Source organism: Microbacterium aoyamense (genome assembly GCF_023155855.1).
Taxonomy (GTDB): Bacteria; Actinomycetota; Actinomycetes; order Actinomycetales; family Microbacteriaceae; genus Microbacterium; species Microbacterium aoyamense.
In genome coordinates, this window is record NZ_JAKNUT010000001.1 from 676,381 (window position 1) to 693,159 (window position 16,779).

Sequence of the window (16,779 nt, forward strand, 5' to 3'; positions counted from 1 at the left end):
GCGCCCATGACGCTCCGCTCGATCGTGTGGCATTGCATCCCATCATTCCCGGTACTCAGTGCCGGGATTTGTGGGATGCCTCCAGCCGCGCCTATCCGGCGTAGTCGGGCGCGGGAGGCAGCCCGAAGAACTCCTCGAGCGTCTGCCACTCACCGCCGGAGTACGCGCGCGCGAGCTCGGTGCCGATGTAGCGCAGATGCCAGGGCTCGGCGAGATAGCCCGTCGCGGGCGTCGCACCGTCTTCGTACCGCACGATCCAGCCGTACTCCCAGGCGTGGGCGAGGATCCACTCCCCCTGCGGCGACGCTGCGAGGTCGTCGATCGAGGCGCAGCCGCCTGTGCACGGCGCGACGTCGACCGCGAGCCCGGACTGGTGCTCGCTGTATCCGGGGCGCGCGCTGACGAGGTCGGCGCCTTCGACCCCCCGACGCGCCACATGTCCGTCGTAGGTGCCGACCTGCGTCTCGTACGAGCGATACCCGCTGACGATGCCGATCTCCCCGGCACCGGCGGCGCGGGATGCCCCGGCCATCGCGGAGAGCGCGGTCGCGGCATCCGTCCGGAGGACATCGCCGGCGGGATTCTGCATGCCCGACGGGGCGACGAGGGATGCCGGACGATAGTCGATCGGTGCGAACGGCCGCTGCTTGTCGACGACGACCCACACGCGGGCCGGGTCGTCGAGCGCGACGCACGAGGCACGACCCGCGGCGACCGCGTCACGGAACGCCACCGCGCCGCCCGCGGCCGCGATGGTCGCGGCGTCGTCTCCCGCCGCGAGGGCGGTCGTGAATTCGGGCTGCGCGCACAGGTCGATCTGCGTCGCGTCGAGTGCCGCGGGTGCGGGCACCGGCTGCAGGGCGTACGCGCCCAGCCCCGCGCTCTCGATGTCGACGGGGAGGTACGCGGGCGGCGCGACCTCGGGCTCGGAGGGTTCGGCGGCGGACTGTTCGACGGGGGTCTCGGACACGGGGGGAAGGTTGGCGGCGGTCACGGCGGATGCCGAGCCGACCACGAGGAGTGCGGCGATCGCGAGCGCCCCCGAGGTGCCGAAGCGGAAGAAGTTGCGCACGCGCGCGTGGTGGGCGGGGGTGGGACGCGGCAGCACTCCCATGTCGAGAAGCTCGCGCGAACGACGTCGCAGTCTCGGCGTCTCATCGACGGCGTTCGCAGCGAAAGAGCGCTCCTCGGGTACGAGCTCTTCGTGGTCGGGCGCCGTCTCGTCCGATGCGTCGGCGGCGGGCAGTGGAGGTGGGTCTCGCTGCACGGGGGCGAGGTGGACGACGTTCGGGCCCGTCGGAGGAGGTGTCTGCGCGCGCAGCTTCGCCTGCGCTCGCGTCTGAGGCTGCGCCTCCGGTGCCTGTACGGCCGTCGCCGCAGTGGGGGTGCGGAGCCTCGTCCGCACGATCCGGATGGGCGCGGTGTCGGCGGTCGCGCGGGCCTCGGCCTCGGCGTCGAGCGCCGCCCCGGTGGCATCGGGGATCTGTCCGTGGGCACGCCGAGCGGCACGCTCCCGCTGCGCTCGGGCGGCGCGGCGGGACGGCGTGGGCTCATGCCGTGGGGGCGCCGTCACCTGGCTATTCTGTCCCGGCCCGCTCCCGGATCACCAGGCGAGGAACATGAGAATATTCTCCTCGTTCGAATCTGGCCGCATTCATCTTGACAGGAATATCGAAGTTATGTTCCCATTTGACCATGAGATGGCAAGGTCAGGAGTTGGGGGTTCCGGATGCCGCCGCCCTTCCCGGGCTCGAGCATCTGAACGGCCTCGTGCAGTCGGTGACGACACCCGAGTTCGCCGAGATGACGTTCCATGAGGTGCTGTGCAAGTCCGCGCTGAATCACGTTCCGGGGGCCTCGGCGATGCCCTTCGATTGGACGGTCAATCCCTACCGTGGATGCAGTCATGCGTGCACCTACTGCCTGAGCCCTGACGCGCTGGTCCTCTGCGCGGACGGCCGACAGCGGCGCATCGACGAGCTGACCATCGGTGCCGAGATCGTGGGCACCGAGAAAGTCGGCGACTATCGCCGCTACGTCCGCGCCGCGGTGCAGGCGAAGTGGACGACGCGCAAGCGTGCGTATCGTGTGACCCTCGCCGACGGCACCGAGATCGTCGCGAGCGGCGATCACCGCTTCCTGACGGAGCGCGGATGGAAGCACGTGACCGGTGCGATGGCCGGCCGAGACCAACGACCGTACCTGACGACGAGCAACAGACTGATGGGCTTCGGTGTCGGAGCGGGTGCGACGTCGTCGCCTGCGATGGATGCCGGGTACCGACGCGGATACCTCACCGGCATGATCCGCGGCGACGCGATGATCTTCCACGGCGAGTACTCCGACGACCGTCGAACGCGCGCCATACACCGGTTCCGACTGGCGCTCGCCGATACAGAGGCGCTCGACCGTACGCGCTCGATGCTCGCGGAGGAGGGGATCGTCACCAACACGCGGCCGTTCGCGGCCGCGACAGCCTCTCGGCACCCGATGACCGCGATCCACACCGCCCGTCGAGATCGGGTCGAGCACATCGAGTCACTGATCATCGTTCCCGACATGAGGCCGCCCTCCTGGCACGCCGGTTTCCTGGCCGGGATCTTCGATGCCGAGGGGTCGTGCTCGCGGGGCATCCTCCGCATCTCGAACAAGGACCCCGAGATCCTCCACCTGACCAGCGAGGCGCTCGAGGTCTTCGACATCCCGCACGTCGTCGAACCCCCACGCACGAACGGAGTGCGGTCGGTGCGCGTGAAGGGCGGCCTGCCGTCACGGCAGCGCATGTTCGACATCACGGGTCCGGCCGTGACGAGGAAGCTTTCGGTCATCGGCACGGCTGTGAAGACAGTGAGCGACTTGAGGGTCGTGAGCGTGGAAGACCTCGGATACGACATGGACATGGTCGACATCACAACATCGACCGGGGACTTCGTCGCGAACGGCGTCATCAGCCACAACTGCTTCGCTCGCGGCACGCACGAGTACCTCGAGCTCGATGCCGGCCGGGATTTCGACTCGCAGATCATCGTCAAGATCAATGTGGCCGATGTCCTGCGACGAGAGCTCGCTCGGCCGTCGTGGGCGCGCGAGCCCGTCATGCTCGGAACGAACACGGATCCCTATCAGCGTGCAGAGGGTCGGTATCGCCTCATGCCGGGCATCGTCTCGGCGCTCACCGACTCCGGCACACCGTTCTCGATCCTCACGAAGGGCACGCTCCTGCGGCGCGACCTGCCGATGCTGACCGAGGCCGCGGCATCCGTCCGCGTTTCCCTTGCGATGTCGATCGCGGTCTTCGACGACTCACTGCAGAAGCTCATCGAGCCGGGCACGCCGAGTGCGGCCGCGCGACTCGAGACGGTGCGCGCGGCGACGGATGCCGGGTTCAGCGTCACGGTCTTCCTCATGCCGATCATCCCCCACCTGACCGACTCGATCGCGATGATCGACGACGCGCTGCGCCGCATCAAGGAAGCGGGGGCGGCACGCGTCGTCTTCGGCGCCCTGCATCTGCGCCCCGGCGCGAAGGGGTGGTTCCTGCAGTGGCTCGAGCGGGAGCATCCCGAACTCCTCTCCTCGTATCGCGGGCTGTACCCGGGGGCATCGACGACAGCGCCCAAGCCCTATCGTGCGTGGCTCTCGAAGCGCGTCCGCCCACTCCTGCGCGTGCACGGACTCGACGGTCACGCCGAGGACGACAGCGCACGTCCGCGGTCTGTCGTGCCCGGGCTCGCGTCGCGATCGGTCGCGAGTCAGATCAGGACGACCTCGCGCGGGCGCGTTGCGGCAGCGGGAGACACCGGGATGCTGTTCTGACCCCCACGAACGCAGAACCGCGTCAACACGGATGCACCACGGCCCAGTCGGGGCCACAATGTGCGCATGGCTCGTTTCCTGCTGTCCGCGATGCCGTTCACCGGTCACGTCAACCCCATGCGCGCCGTCGCGGCGGCGCTCACCGCGCGTGGACACTCGGTGCGCTTCTACACCGGATCGGCGTTCCGCGCCGCGGTCGAGGCATCCGGCGCCGCGTTCATCCCGTGGACGAGCGCACCGGACTTCGACGAGAACGATCTCGCGGCGACGTTCCCCCGGCTCGTGGGCAAGAAGGGCTTCCGTCAGCTCCTGACCAACGTCGTCGACGTCTTCATCGAGACGATTCCCGCACAGGTCGACGACCTGCTGGCCGAGTGGGATCGCGAACCGTGGGATGCCGTCGTGAGCGACGAGCTCTCGCTCGGTGCCTCGTTCACGGCACAGAAGCTCGACACGGCGTGGGGGACGGTGGCCGTCGTTCCGCTCAACCTCGCGAGCTCGCAGGGGGCGCCGAGCACGACGGGGATCTCACGGGGCACGAATCCGATCACCAAGACCCGCGATGCCCTGCTGCGCGCGCTCGTACCGGCCCTGTCCGGACCGATCACCGGGCCCCTCCGACGAGCCCGCGCGGCGATCGGGCTCCCGTACTCGAACCTGACGCTGGATCGTATGGGCTTCTCACCGCAGCTCATCGTCGCGAGCGGTTCGCCGATGCTCGACTACGACCGCACCGACCGGCCCGAGCATCTGCACTTCGTCGGCGAGCTGGCGCTGCAGTCGAAGCCGACGACGCTCCCGCCGTGGTGGGGCGATCTCGATGGGCGCACGGTCGTGCACGTCGCGCAGGGCACGCAGAACATCGATCCGACCGACCTCATCGGGCCGGCGGTCGAGGCACTGGCCGAAGAGGACGTCCTCGTCGTCGTCGCGACGGGCATCGCGGGTCGCGACGAGCTTCCGTTCCCGATCCCGGCGAACGCACGCGTCGGCGGATTCCTGCCCTACGCCGAGCTGCTCCCGCGCACCGACATCATGATCACCAACGGCGGATGGGGTGGCACGCTTGCGGCACTGGGCCACGGCATCCCGCTCGTCATCGGCGGCGGCGACCTCGACAAACCCGAAGTCGCCGCACGCGTCGCGTGGTCGGGAGCGGGAGTCAACCTGCGCACGGGCACCCCGAGTACCGCGCAGGTCGCCCGAGGCTACTCGCGCGTCGCGAGCGATGCGTCGTATCGGGATGCCGCGGCCCGCGTCGGCGAGCAGCTGCGCTCCCTGGGCGGCACGTCGCGAGCGGCCGAGCTGCTGGAGGGCCTGCTCGTCAAGGCCCTGTGACGCGTCGGCGGCCCGCCGTAGCATCCCTCACATGCTGCGTACCTATCCTCACGGAGTCCCCTGCTGGATCCAGCTCGATGTCGCCGACACATCCGTCGCATCGGCGTTCTACGGCGAGCTGTTCGGTTGGACGTTCGCCGACGCCGTGCCCGGCGAACCGGGTGCGTACCTCTTCGCCAGGATCGATGGCGAGGACGCAGGTGCCATCGCGCTCAAGGACGCCGATGGCGGATGGATCAGCTTCATCGCGTGCGACGACATCGATGCGACGTGCGCCGCCGTCGAGCGGGCGGGCGGATTCGTCGCTGACCCGCCTGACGAGGGCAGTCCCTTCGGGCGCAGTGCGACGTGCGTCGATCCGCTCGGGGCCGCCTTCCAGCTCTGGCAGGCCGGGACGCATCCCGGTTCGCAGGTCGTCAACGTTCCGGGCGCGTGGAATTTCAGCGATCTGCACACCCCCGATGCCGAGAGTTCCCTGCGGTTCTACGGGGACATCTTCGGATGGCGCGTCGACGCCGACCTCGGAGCCGGGATGATCCGCCTCCCCGGCTACGGCGATCATCTCGCCGCGACGATCGATCCCGATATCCACGAACGACAGGCGTTCGCACCCGAAGGCTTCGCCGACGTCATCGCGGGTCTGACACCTGATGACTCATCGGAGTGGATCATGCGTTTCACGGTCGGCGATCGCGACGATTCCGCGGAGAGGATCGAGAGCCTCGGCGGCAGCGTGCTCACGCGCGCGGACACGGAGTGGACCAAGGAGGCGATGGCCGAGGATCCCGCCGGCGCGCGATTCGTCATCAGTCAGCTCTCGCCACCCGAGTAACGACCGCGCGCCGAGCGGCTACGCGTCGACGTTCGACAGCTGCCGGCCCGAGAGCTCCTCGAGCAGGTCGTCGCCCGGACGCACCTCTTCGAACGGCGCATCGATCTCGGCGCGGTCGAGCATCTCGGCCATGCGGCGACGGCGCTGCCGTGTGATGAGGGTCACGACGGTACCCGACCGACCCGCGCGGCCCGTGCGGCCCGAGCGGTGCAGGTAGGTCTTGTACTCGTCCGGCGGGTCTGCCTGCACGACGAGGTCGATGTCGTCGACGTGGATGCCGCGGGCGGCGACGTCCGTCGCGACGAGCACGTTGACACGGCCCGACGTGAGCCGCTCGAGGTTGCGCGTGCGCTTGGCCTGGTTGAGATCGCCGTGGAGGGCGACCGCGTTGATGCCGGCATCCTCGAACTGCTCGGACAGCATCTCGGCGTACGCGCGCGTGCGCGCGAAGACCAGGGTCTTCCCCTCGCGCGAGACGAGGGAGTCGAGGATCTCCGCCTTGTCGCGGTGCTCGATGACGAGCACGCGGTGGTCGATCGTCGAGGAATCCTGATCCTCACCGGCGACCTCGTGGACGGCCGGCTCGACGAGGAACTCGTCGACCAGGGCGGCGACCTCGCGGTCGAGGGTCGCCGAGAACAAGAGCTTCTGGCTGCCGGCGGCGGTCGCACGCAGAATCGTCTGCACGCCCTCGAGGAATCCGAGGTCGCACATGTGGTCGGCCTCGTCCAGCACCGCGATCTCGATGCTGGACAAGTCGAGCTTGCCCTGCTTCATGAGGTCTTCCATTCGTCCGGGTGTGCCGATGACGATGTCCACGCCCTTCTTGAGCGCGCCGACCTGACGCCCCTGCGGCACGCCGCCGTAGATCTGGGTCGTGAAGAGCCCGACGCTGCGCGCGATGGGCTGGATGGTCCGATCGATCTGCAGCGCGAGTTCGCGCGTCGGCGCGAGGATGATCGCACGCGGGTTGCGACCGAACTCGCGGCGCTTTCCGCTCTGGCTGCGCAGGATCGACTCGACGAGCGGCGCTCCGAACGCGATGGTCTTGCCCGAGCCGGTGCGTCCGCGGGCGAGGACGTCTCGACCCTCGAGGATCGCGGGGATGGTCGCGGCCTGGATCGGGAAGGGATGCTCCGCCCCGAGGTCGGCGAGCGTGCGGACGATGTTGTCGCCGAGCCCGAGGTCCTTGAACGTCACGTCCGCGACGTCGCCGGCCGCGATCGCCTGCGCCTGCAGGCGCTCGTGCACCACGTCGACGCGCTGGTCGTGCTCGAACGAGCGCGTCGGCTTCGCCGACCAGTCCGAGCGATTCGGGCGATCGGTGGTCTCGCGGTGGGGCGCACGGTCATCACGGCGCGGCGCGCGGTCGTCACGGCGGCCCCTGTCGGAGCGGGGACGGTCATCACGCGCCGGACGCGCCTCGCGGTCGTAGCGCGGGCGGTCGTCGCGGCGGTACGACGGGCGCGCATCGCCGAACGAGCGACGGTCGTCGCGATCGACACGATCCATGCGATCCGTGCGGTTGTCGCGGCCGCCGTACTGGGGCCGACCGGAGGCGCGTTGCGCCGACCCGCGCGATCCCCCCTGGGGACGGTCGCTGCGGTCGTCCCGTGCCGCACGGTCGGAGCGCGGACGGTCATCGCGCGCAGGTCGATCGCCGAACTCGCGACGGGGAGCGCGGTCATCCCGAGCCGGGCGGGCGGAACGGTCGGCGAAACGGTCATCCCGAACCGGACGGGCATCCCGGTCATAGCGCGGACGATCGCCCGCAGCGTGGTTCCGGATGCCACGGGCCTCGTCGCGCCCGGCGCGCTCCTGCGACGTCCAGCGACGCTTGGCCGGAGCCTCCGCCGGTTCGGCACGGTAGCCGCGGTGGCTCGGGCTCTTGCTGCCGGGCTTCTGGGTGCGGGCGGCCGGGGCATCCGTCCGCCGTTTGCGATCCTGGAACGAACCCTTCTTCTCGCCGTACCGCGGCTCGAAGTTCTTCGCGGCGCGGCCGCCGGCGGGCTTCTTGTTCTTGGGCATGGTGGTGTCCTTCTGGGTTTCTCGCATGAGAACAGCACTCTCGTGCGCACCAGCAGAGGGAGCGGAGAGCGACCCGGACGATCGTCGGCCGGGGGGCCATTCACGTGATGGTCGTCGAGGCGGAGTCGCCCCTACCATCGGCCCCTTGGACTCACATGAACCGATCCGCGTGACGCGGTGTCCAGAGCCGACTCGACAAGCTTAGTAGACGCTGACTGCGAACGTGCCGAGTGCCGGTATTCTAGTAGCGCCTGCGCCGCAGGCCGCTGGGGACACGCCTTTTTGTCCTTTGTCGACAACGTCGAGCGAGTTTCCTGGGGAAAGGCTTCACTCGATCGCCGGAGTCGTCGGTGATCAAGGTGGTCAAGATGGCGATTCAAGCCCTCACTCGTGTCGTCGTCGACGACGCTTCTCTCTCTCGCGCGCTCCACGCACGAGCCTCTCCGAGGCCGCGTCCGCGCGCTCTGACCGGACCCCATCGGGTCGGCGCGCTGTCGATGCTCGTCCTCATGATCGGCGTCGCACTGGCCATCTGCACGACGAGCGACCCCGAATGGTGGCACCTGCACTACTCGAAGCTCGGCACCTATGACGACTTCTCGGGTTACGTCTTCAACGGCACCCTCATGATCACCGGATCGCTGCTCGCCGCGTACGGCCTCGTGCTGCCGGTCGGACTGCGCGCAGAGGTCGGGCGGCGCACCCAGCGGGCCGTGCGGTTGTCCGTCGCATCGGTCGGGGCGAGCCTCATCGTCCTGGGCATGATCCCCCTCTCGGTCAGCGAGAGCGCACACGGCATCGCCGCAGCGGGCCTCGCCGTCTCCCTCATCTCCCTCATGTTGAGCGCGATCGGCATCCGCGACCTCGGCGTGCACGCCCGCCGCCGAATGGTGGTGGCGGCCGTCCTGCTCGTCGTCGGCGCAGCATCCATGGTCCTCACGATCATCTCCCCGTTCATGTTCGAGACCTTCGCCTTCGTCGCCATGGGGACGTGGGTGGTCCTGTTCCCGCGGCTGAGCACGGTCCGAGCACCTCGCGAGCAGACGCACGCGCACCCCGCCGCACCGGTGCGAGGCGTCCTACACTTGCGCCATGACCACGCCGTCGCTCCCGTTGCCCGACGTCGTACCACCCGCACCGGTTCGCCGAACCGAAGCGATCGCGGTGTATCTCGCGTTCGGAGCGGGGATCGCGGGCGCGATCTACGGCCTGACCGTGGCCCTGGTCGCGACGAGTCTCGAACTGACCTCCTCCAGCGGCTCGTTCGGCCTGCTGGCGGCCTGCGGCTCGGCGATCGTCGCGGTCGTCGCCTCGGCGGTGGGCTACTGGCGAGCGCGCGACCTGCCCGGCCAGGAGTGGCGTCGCGCCCTGCCGCCATGGAAGTTCACGGTGAACACCGTCTCGGTCGTGATCGTTCACGCGGCGCTCGCGTTCGTCGTGACGTACGCGCTCTACCGACTTCTCGCGCTCGGCTTCATCGGCCTCCCGGTCATCCCCTTCTGGGCGGTCGTGCTGATGGCGGTCACGCTGGGGCTCACCGCCTGGATCGTGTACCTCTCGGTCGCGAGCATGACCACGCAGCGCATGTCGTCGCTGCTCATGGCGTTCATCGCGATCGGCACACTCACCGCGATGGTGACGACCCCCGATCCTGAATGGTGGGCGGTTCATTTCAGCCACCTGGGCTCGTTCGACGACGTGTCGAGCTGGGTCTTCAACGGCACCCTGATCGCCGGCGGACTGCTCGTCACCACCTTCGCGGTCTACATCGCGAATGACCTCGACGCCCTTACCGCCGCGGGAGCGTTGACGGGGAGCAACGGACAGCGCATCGTGCCGGCTCTGTTCGTCGTCATGGGCATCATGCTCGCGTGCGTCGGGCTCTTCCCTGTCGACGTGAACCTGCTCGTGCACAACCTGTCGGCGATGGGCATGGCCGCCATGTTCCTCGTGCTGCTGATCGGCGGACCCCGCCTGCTGCGCGGGATGCCGCGCACCTACTTCGTGTCGGCCTGGGCATTCCTGGCTGCGCTGGTCGCCTCGATCGTGCTGTTCGCGATCGGCTACTTCTCCCTCACCGCCTTCGAGATCATCGTCTTCGCACTGATCTTCGGATGGATCGCCGTCTTCATCCGGTTCCTGGCCGTGAGTGGACAGAAGGCCTGAGTCCGGCACCGCGACACGGGGCGACGAGAATGGATGCATGGCAGAACCCGACACGCATCCGATCACGGTCGCGATCGAGCGACGGATAGACCCGACGCGCACCGTCGAGGCGACGAGCTGGATGCAGTCCGGGACCGACCTCGCGACCGGGTTCGCCGGCTTCCTCGGCTCGGGGTGGGTACGAGCCGGTGAAGGCAGTGACCTCTGGTACATGCTGTACCGCTTCCGCGATATCTCCACCCTCGAGGCGTGGGAGCAGTCGTCGCAGCGCGCGTGGTGGCTCGAATCGGGTCATGCGTTCGCGAGCGAGGTGCGTGTCGAGCGGCGCACCGGCATCGAGGGATGGTTCGACGCTCCCTTCGCGACGCACGTGGAGGCGCGGCATCCCGCCGGTGAACCGACTCCCGCGACCGGCCCCATCCAGCAGCCCATCCCCGCCGCTCCGCCGCGTTGGAAGCAGGCGATCACGATCTGGCTGGGGTTCTTCCCTACGAACATGCTCGCGTCGTGGCTCCTTGGGTTCGTGCCAGGTTTCGCGGAGTGGCCGCTCGTGCTGCGGGTGCTGCTCGCGACGATCGCGCTGACGCCGGTCATGACGTACTTCGTGCTGCCCTGGGTGACGCGGATGCTGCGGCCCTGGCTGCATCGCGGAGCCTGACCGGTCAGCGGTCGGTCGCGGCGATCGTCTCGGCGAGCGCCGACGTGAAGCGTTCGACGTCAGCGGCGTCGAACGGGAGCGGGGGGCGCACCTTGAGCGTGTGGTTGCGCTCGCCCGAGGCGGCGAGGAGCACGCGGCGATCGCGCATCCCGTTGACGATGTCGATCGCGCGCGCCTCGTCGGGTCGGCCGTCGGCGTCGACGATGTCGATGCCGAGGTAGAGCCCTGCGGCGCGGACGTCGCCGATCGCGGGTGACTCGTCCGCCAGCGACCGCAGTCGCTCCTCGAGCAGATCGCCCGTGCGCTGCGCGTTTCCGATGAGGCCTTCGTCCGCGAGCACGTCGAGCACGGCGTTCGCCGCGGCGACCGAGACCGGGGTGCCCCCGAAAGTGTTGAAGTAGCGCTGTCGCGATCCGAAGCCGTCGATGACGGCATCCACCGCCGCGAAACCCGCGATCGGCATGCCGTTGCCCGCGGGCTTGCCGAAAGTCACGGCATCGGGCACGATCCGGTGGCGATCGAAGCCCCACATGCCGTGGCCCAGGCGGCCGAAACCGGCTTGGACCTCGTCCGCGATGAACATTCCGCCCGCGGCATGCACCAGATCGACCGCCGGCGTGAGGAAGTCGCCGGGGATCACGCCATCGCTCGCGAAGATCGTGTCGACGAACAGGGCGGCGACGCCGTAGCCCGCGTCGTCGAGCTCGGCGATCGCCGCGCGCACGCCGTCGATGAAGGCGACGGGATCGGGATGCGGCGGCGGCACGAGTCGCACCCACGGCTCGACGGCTTCCTCGCCCACGAGCGAGGGCGACAGCGCGCCGGCCGCGAGGGTCACGCCGTGATATGCGTAGCGCGTGACGATGGCACCGCTATGGCCCGTGGCATCCCGCGCCACCTTCAACGCGAGATCGTTCGCCTCGGAGCCCGTGCACGTGAGCATGACGTGACCGATGGCCGGCGGAAGCGTCGCGAGCAGCCGCTCGGCGTAGTCGACGACGGCGCCGTGCAGGTAGCGGGTGTGGGTGTTCAGGAGCGCGGCCTGCGTCGCGATCGCCTCGGTGACCCGCGGGTGCGCGTGGCCGACCGATGGGACGTTGTTGTACGCGTCCAGGTACTCGACGCTGTCGGCGGTGTAGAGCTTCGTGCCCCGCCCTCGCACGAACTCGAGGGGCTCGCGGTAAAAGAGGCGGTACGCACCGCCCAGCGCCCGCTCGCGCCGGCCGATGAGTTCACGGGTCGAGGCATCGAGTCCCGCGGCGTGTTCGGGTCGGAAGTACGTCGAGGGTCCCGTCGTCATGATGCACTCCCGTCGTCGGCGGCGATCAGCCTACGCAGATCGAGCGAGGCGCGCGCGATGCGTGCGCCCTCGTCGCGTCGTCCTTCGACGATGGATGCCGGGGCGCCGACGCTCATCAGGATGCGCTGCGCTGCCCGCGCCCGGACGATCACCGGCAGCACGACGAGCTCGTCGGCCGTCAGGTCGATGAGCTCGCGGTAGCCCGCGAGGAACGCCTGCGGCGCGGCCCACGCGTCGAGTTCGGAGGTGTAGCCGAGCGTGTACGACATCGCGATGCCCACGTCGCACACGCGCGGAAGACGGGCTGCGTCGCCGAAGTCGACGACCCCCGTGACGCGGTCGTGGTCGAGGAGGACGTTGCCGCCGTTGAGGTCGTTGTGCACGACCTGCGCGGGCAGCCTCTCGATCGCCGGAAGCACGTCGTCGAGGTCGTCGAGCGCTCGGGCGAGATCCGCCCGCGCTGCGCGATCGTCGATCGCGTCGATGCGGTCGCGCAGCGACGATGCACGGCGCACGTCCCACTCGACCGGGCGCTGGTCGGCGGAATGCCGGAACCCCTCCAGTGCGCGAGTGAGTCGTCCCGCGACCCGACCGATCTCGTGCACGACGGGGAGGTCGACGGTGGATGCCGCGGCATCCCTCCCCGGAAGGCATTCGATGAGCCGGACCCATCTGCCGTCGACGTCGACGCGGGTCACGCCCTGCGGCGTCGGAAGAGTGCGCGCGAGCGGCAGCGTCGGGTCGACGGCGAGCGCGGCCTCGACGAGGTCAGACTCGAAGTCGAGCGTCTCAGCGGCGGTGCCGGCTGCCGCGATCTTGAGGATCGCGGTGGAGCCGTCTTCGAATGACGCGCGATAGGTCTCGTCGACCTCGGACTCCAGGCGATCGAGACGCGCGGTCGTGCGACCCCACCACGCCGTCAGCGACGCCGGTGATGCGGGCATGTTCGTAGGAGGTCGATCCGCTCAGGCGTCGTCGCGGCGCTCGTCGGCGGCATCCGGCTCCTCACCGGAACCGTCGGCGGCACCCGCATCCACCTCGTCAGCCGAACCGTCTCCCGTGGCCGCATCGGCGCCCTCGGACTCGGCCGTTTCCGACGGCTCGGGAGCTCCGACCGGCTCGACCAGCTCGGTGATCGCCGGATCAGCCGAGTGACCGCCGTCAGGATCCGCCCCGGAACCGTCGGCGGCACCCGCATCCACCTCGTCAGCCGAACCGTCTCCCGTGGCCGCATCGGCGCCCTCGGACTCGGCCGTCTCCGACGGCTCGGGAGCCCCGATGGGCTCGGCGACCGCGTCGAGATCCGGCTCGGCGACTGCGTCGAGCTCCGGCTCGGCCGCAACGTCGACGACAGCCGGCGCTTCGGCGACGAGGACCGCACCGGTGGCCAGGGCCGCTTCGCGCTCGCGGCGCTCGCGGCGGGTCTCGAATGCGGGGGTGTCCGTCGCCACGGCGGGTGCGGCATCCGCCTCTTCGACGGCTGACCCCGCCTTCGCTGCGCGACGCGCGGCTCGGCGCTCCTTGGCGCCCTCGACGAGGTTGTAGAGCGTCGGCAGCACGAGCAGCGTCAGCACGGTCGACGACACGAGTCCGCCGATCACGACGATCGCGAGCGGCTGCGAGATGAAGCCGCCGTGGCCCGTGATGCCGAGCGCCATCGGGGTGAGCGCGAAGATCGTCGCGAGCGCCGTCATGAGGATCGGGCGCAGACGCCTCGACCCGCCGGCGATCGTCGCGTCGTGCGCCGACAGGCCCTTGAGTCGGTACTGGTTGACGAGGTCGACGAGCACGATGGCGTTCGTCACGACGATGCCGATGAGCATCAGCACGCCGATGAGGGACGCGACGCCGAGCGGCACGCCCGTCGCGATCTGCAGCAGGATCGCGCCGGTCGCCGCGAACGGCACCGAGACGAGCAGCAGGAGCGGCTGGCGGAGCGACTTGAACGTCGCGACCATGACGATGTAGACGATCAGGATGGCCGCGAGGAGCGCCAGGCCGAGCTGCGAGAACGCGTCCGCCTGCTGCGTCACGACACCGCCGAGGGACGCATCGGCCGACGACGGCAGGTCGGCGTCCTCGAGCGCTGTCGTCACGGAAGCCGTCGTGGCCTGCAGGTTGTCGGTCGAGGGCGTGACCGTGACGGTCGCCGTGCGCTGCCCGCCCTCGGTCGTGATCGAGGTGGGGCCCTCGGACTCCTCGACGGTCGCGACGTCCGACAGCGGAATCGGCCCTGCGGCCGACGGCACGGTGAGCTCGCTCAGCTCGTCGATCGTCGCCGGAGTCTGGGATGCCGCGAGGTAGACCGTGAGGCCGGTGTCGTCGATCTCGACCGTGCCGATGCGCTGCGGCTGCATCGTGTTGGAGACGAGCGCGCCGACCGCGACTTCCGACAGGCCGAGTTCGGCGGCCTTCTCGCGGTCGACCGTCACCGAGATGTACGGGAGGGATGCCGAGAGGTTGCTCGAGACCTGACCCACGCCGTCGACCCCTGTCACGGCGTCGACGACGGCATCCGTCGCCTCCTGGAGGGTGGACGAATCGGGTGCCGTGACGTCGATCGCGATGTCGGTCGACCCGAAGCCTCCGCTGGACGCCGCGATCGTGATGGTCCCGACGTCATCGAGGTCGGCGACGGCGTTCTGGACGTCCTCGCGCACCTGCACCTGGTCGGCGTCGGCGTCGGTCGTGATCGAGTAGGTGATGCCGCTGCCGCCGCCCGTGAAGGCGTCGCGCAGCGCCGAACCGCTGGAGCCGATCGAGACCTGGACGGTCTCGATGCCGGGGACGTCCGGCAGCGCGGCTTCGACGGTCTCGGCCGCGGCCGACTCCGCCTCGAGGCTCGGCGCTGCGCCGATCGTCTGGGTCATCGTGAAGGTGTTCTGCCCCGAGTCGCCGAGGAAGTTCGTCTTCATGAAGGGCGCAGCCGCGATCGTTCCGCCGAGGACGAGCACCGCCAGGATGAGGGTGACGGCCGAGTGCTTGAGCGTCCAGCGCAGAATCGGCAGGTAGGCCTTCTGCAGACGCGACGGCGGCGCCTTCTCGTCTTCGGGGTCGATCGCGCGACCTTCGGCATCCAGCAGCGGCTTTCCGGGACGCAGGAACCAGTAGGCGAGAACGGGCACGATCGTGAGCGCCACGAGGAGCGAGGCGACCATCGCGATCGTGATCGTGAGGGCGAACGGGCGGAAGAGCTCACCCGTGATGTCGCCGACGAAGGCGATCGGCAGGAAGACCGCGACCGTCGTGATCGTCGACGACGTGATCGCGGTCGCCACCTCGCGCACCGCGAGCAGGATCGACGCCTTCTTGTCCGCGTCACCGACGTAGTGCCGCTTGATGTTCTCGATCACGACGATCGAGTCGTCGACGACGCGACCGATCGCGATCGTGAGCGCACCCAGGGTCAGGATGTTGAGGGAGTAGCCGAAGGCCTGGATGCCGATGAACGTGATGAGCACGCTCGTGGGGATCGAGATCGCCGTGACCAGGGTCGACCGCACCGACATGAGGAACAGCAGGATGATGAGCACCGCGAAGACGAGGCCGAGCATGCCCTCGACGGCCAGGGTCTCGATCGAGTCCTGGATGTAGGGCGCCTGGTCGAAGACGATCGTGAAGGTCGCGCCGTCGAGGCTCTTCTCGAGGTCGGGCAGCACCGCGATGACGCCCTTCGAGACGTCCACCGTGTTCGCCGAGGGAAGCTTCGTGACCGCGATCGTGAGCGCCGGCTCGCCGTCGACGCGCGAGATCGACGTCACCGGGTCCTGCGTTTGCTCGACCGTCGCGACATCGGCGATCGTCAGCGCGCCGGCCTGGAACTGGGTGGCATCCGCCGGCACGAGCGGCAGCGCCGCGAGCTCGTCGACCGACGTGATCTTCGTGCCGGTCTGCACCGTGAGGGTCTCGTCGTTCTCGGTGATCTCGCCGCCGGGGAACAGCACGCCGTTCTGATCGAGGGCATCCCGGATCGCCTGCTGCGTGTAGCCGGCGGCGGCGAGGGCCTCCTGGTCGGGCGTGATCGTGATGCGCTGGCCGACGCCGCCGACGATCTGGGCGGCGTTGACGCCTTCGACGTCTTCGAGGTCGGGGATGACGGATGCCTCGAGCTGAGCCTGGATCGTCTCGGCGTCGTCGTAGCCGGTGACCGCGACCTGGATGACCGGGAAGTCGTCGATGCTCGCCGACAGCACTTGGGGATCGACGCCGTCGGGCAGGTCGGACGAGATGCGGTTGATCGCCTGCGTCATCTTCTGCTCGGCGGTCGCGAGATCGGTGCCGTAGGCGAACGAGGCCTGCACGATCGACGCGTTCGTCGTGCTCGTGGCGGTGCTCGTCTCGAGTCCGGGCACGCCCTGGATCGCGGCCTCGATGGGCCCCGAGACATCGTTGTTGACCACTTCGGGCGACGCGCCCGGGTACGTCGAGACGACGATGAGCGCGGGGAACTCGATCGACGGGATGAGCTCCTGTTTGAGATTCGTGAGCGCGAGCCCGCCGAAGATCGCCGCGACGATCGTGATGAGGGCGATGAGCGCGCGGTTGCGCAGGCTCAGGACGGCGAGGTTCGACACGGTTGCCTCTGCAGTGATGAAGGATGCCGCGGCCGGCTCGGTGCTGTGTGACCTTCCGCGCCGATAC

General features: G+C 69.2%; 10 protein-coding genes and 1 pseudogene. 6 read left to right on the forward strand and 5 right to left on the reverse strand.

Annotated elements, in window-relative coordinates:
* Positions 1–91 precede the first annotated feature (91 nt).
* Complete coding sequence (locus MA876_RS19240; protein WP_248146181.1) at positions 92–1,573, reverse strand: D-alanyl-D-alanine carboxypeptidase family protein; 1,482 nt, start codon at positions 1,571–1,573, stop codon at positions 92–94.
* A gap of 122 nt (positions 1,574–1,695) precedes the next feature.
* On the opposite strand from MA876_RS19240, the gene MA876_RS03655 reads away from it, so the two are divergent.
* The 3 genes from MA876_RS03655 to MA876_RS03665 all read left to right on the forward strand — a co-directional run bounded on the left by MA876_RS03655 (position 1,696) and on the right by MA876_RS03665 (position 5,986).
* A complete protein-coding gene (locus MA876_RS03655; protein ID WP_248146183.1) occupies positions 1,696–3,816 on the forward strand; it encodes an intein-containing Rv2578c family radical SAM protein in 2,121 nt (706 codons plus the stop codon).
* A 66-nt stretch (positions 3,817–3,882) separates the two neighbouring features.
* Positions 3,883–5,154 (forward strand): glycosyltransferase, encoded by a 1,272-nt coding sequence (locus MA876_RS03660; RefSeq protein WP_248146184.1) that lies wholly within the window; start codon positions 3,883–3,885, stop codon positions 5,152–5,154.
* A 31-nt stretch (positions 5,155–5,185) separates the two neighbouring features.
* Positions 5,186–5,986 carry a VOC family protein gene (locus MA876_RS03665; protein ID WP_248146186.1) on the forward strand — a complete coding sequence of 267 codons (801 nt, stop codon included), beginning with the start codon at positions 5,186–5,188 and terminating at the stop codon, positions 5,984–5,986.
* A gap of 18 nt (positions 5,987–6,004) precedes the next feature.
* Here the strand turns inward: MA876_RS03665 and MA876_RS03670 are convergent, their stop codons facing one another.
* Positions 6,005–8,014 carry a DEAD/DEAH box helicase gene (locus MA876_RS03670; protein WP_248146188.1) on the reverse strand — a complete coding sequence of 670 codons (2,010 nt, stop codon included), beginning with the start codon at positions 8,012–8,014 and terminating at the stop codon, positions 6,005–6,007.
* Between the two features lie 509 nt (positions 8,015–8,523).
* Between MA876_RS03670 and MA876_RS19390 the strand changes: the two are divergent.
* The 3 genes and pseudogenes from MA876_RS19390 to MA876_RS03685 all read left to right on the forward strand — a co-directional run.
* Positions 8,524–8,958 (forward strand): annotated as a pseudogene (locus MA876_RS19390) (DUF998 domain-containing protein); the annotation flags it as partial.
* 148 nt (positions 8,959–9,106) lie between these two features.
* The gene (locus tag MA876_RS03680) at positions 9,107–10,180 is read left to right on the forward strand and encodes a DUF998 domain-containing protein (RefSeq protein WP_248146192.1); all 1,074 of its coding nucleotides are present in this window, start codon (positions 9,107–9,109) and stop codon (positions 10,178–10,180) included.
* Between the two features lie 37 nt (positions 10,181–10,217).
* Positions 10,218–10,838: a putative antibiotic biosynthesis monooxygenase gene (locus tag MA876_RS03685; protein ID WP_248146194.1), complete on the forward strand. Its 621-nt coding sequence runs from the start codon at positions 10,218–10,220 to the stop codon at positions 10,836–10,838.
* Between the two features lie 4 nt (positions 10,839–10,842).
* On the opposite strand, the gene MA876_RS03690 is transcribed toward MA876_RS03685, so the two are convergent.
* The 3 genes from MA876_RS03690 to MA876_RS03700 are packed head-to-tail and all read right to left on the reverse strand — an operon-like array spanning position 10,843 to position 16,712.
* Positions 10,843–12,138, reverse strand: a complete 1,296-nt coding sequence (locus MA876_RS03690) for an aspartate aminotransferase family protein (protein WP_248146196.1) — start codon at positions 12,136–12,138, stop codon at positions 10,843–10,845.
* Complete coding sequence (locus MA876_RS03695) at positions 12,135–13,082, reverse strand: phosphotransferase (RefSeq protein ID WP_248146197.1); 948 nt, start codon at positions 13,080–13,082, stop codon at positions 12,135–12,137. Before MA876_RS03695 ends, MA876_RS03690 begins: the two co-directional genes overlap by 4 nt.
* Positions 13,083–13,103: 21 nt before the next feature.
* On the reverse strand, positions 13,104–16,712 hold the full coding sequence (locus MA876_RS03700) for an efflux RND transporter permease subunit (RefSeq protein WP_248146199.1): 3,609 nt from the start codon (positions 16,710–16,712) through the stop codon (positions 13,104–13,106).
* Between the last annotated feature and the right edge of the window lie 67 nt (positions 16,713–16,779).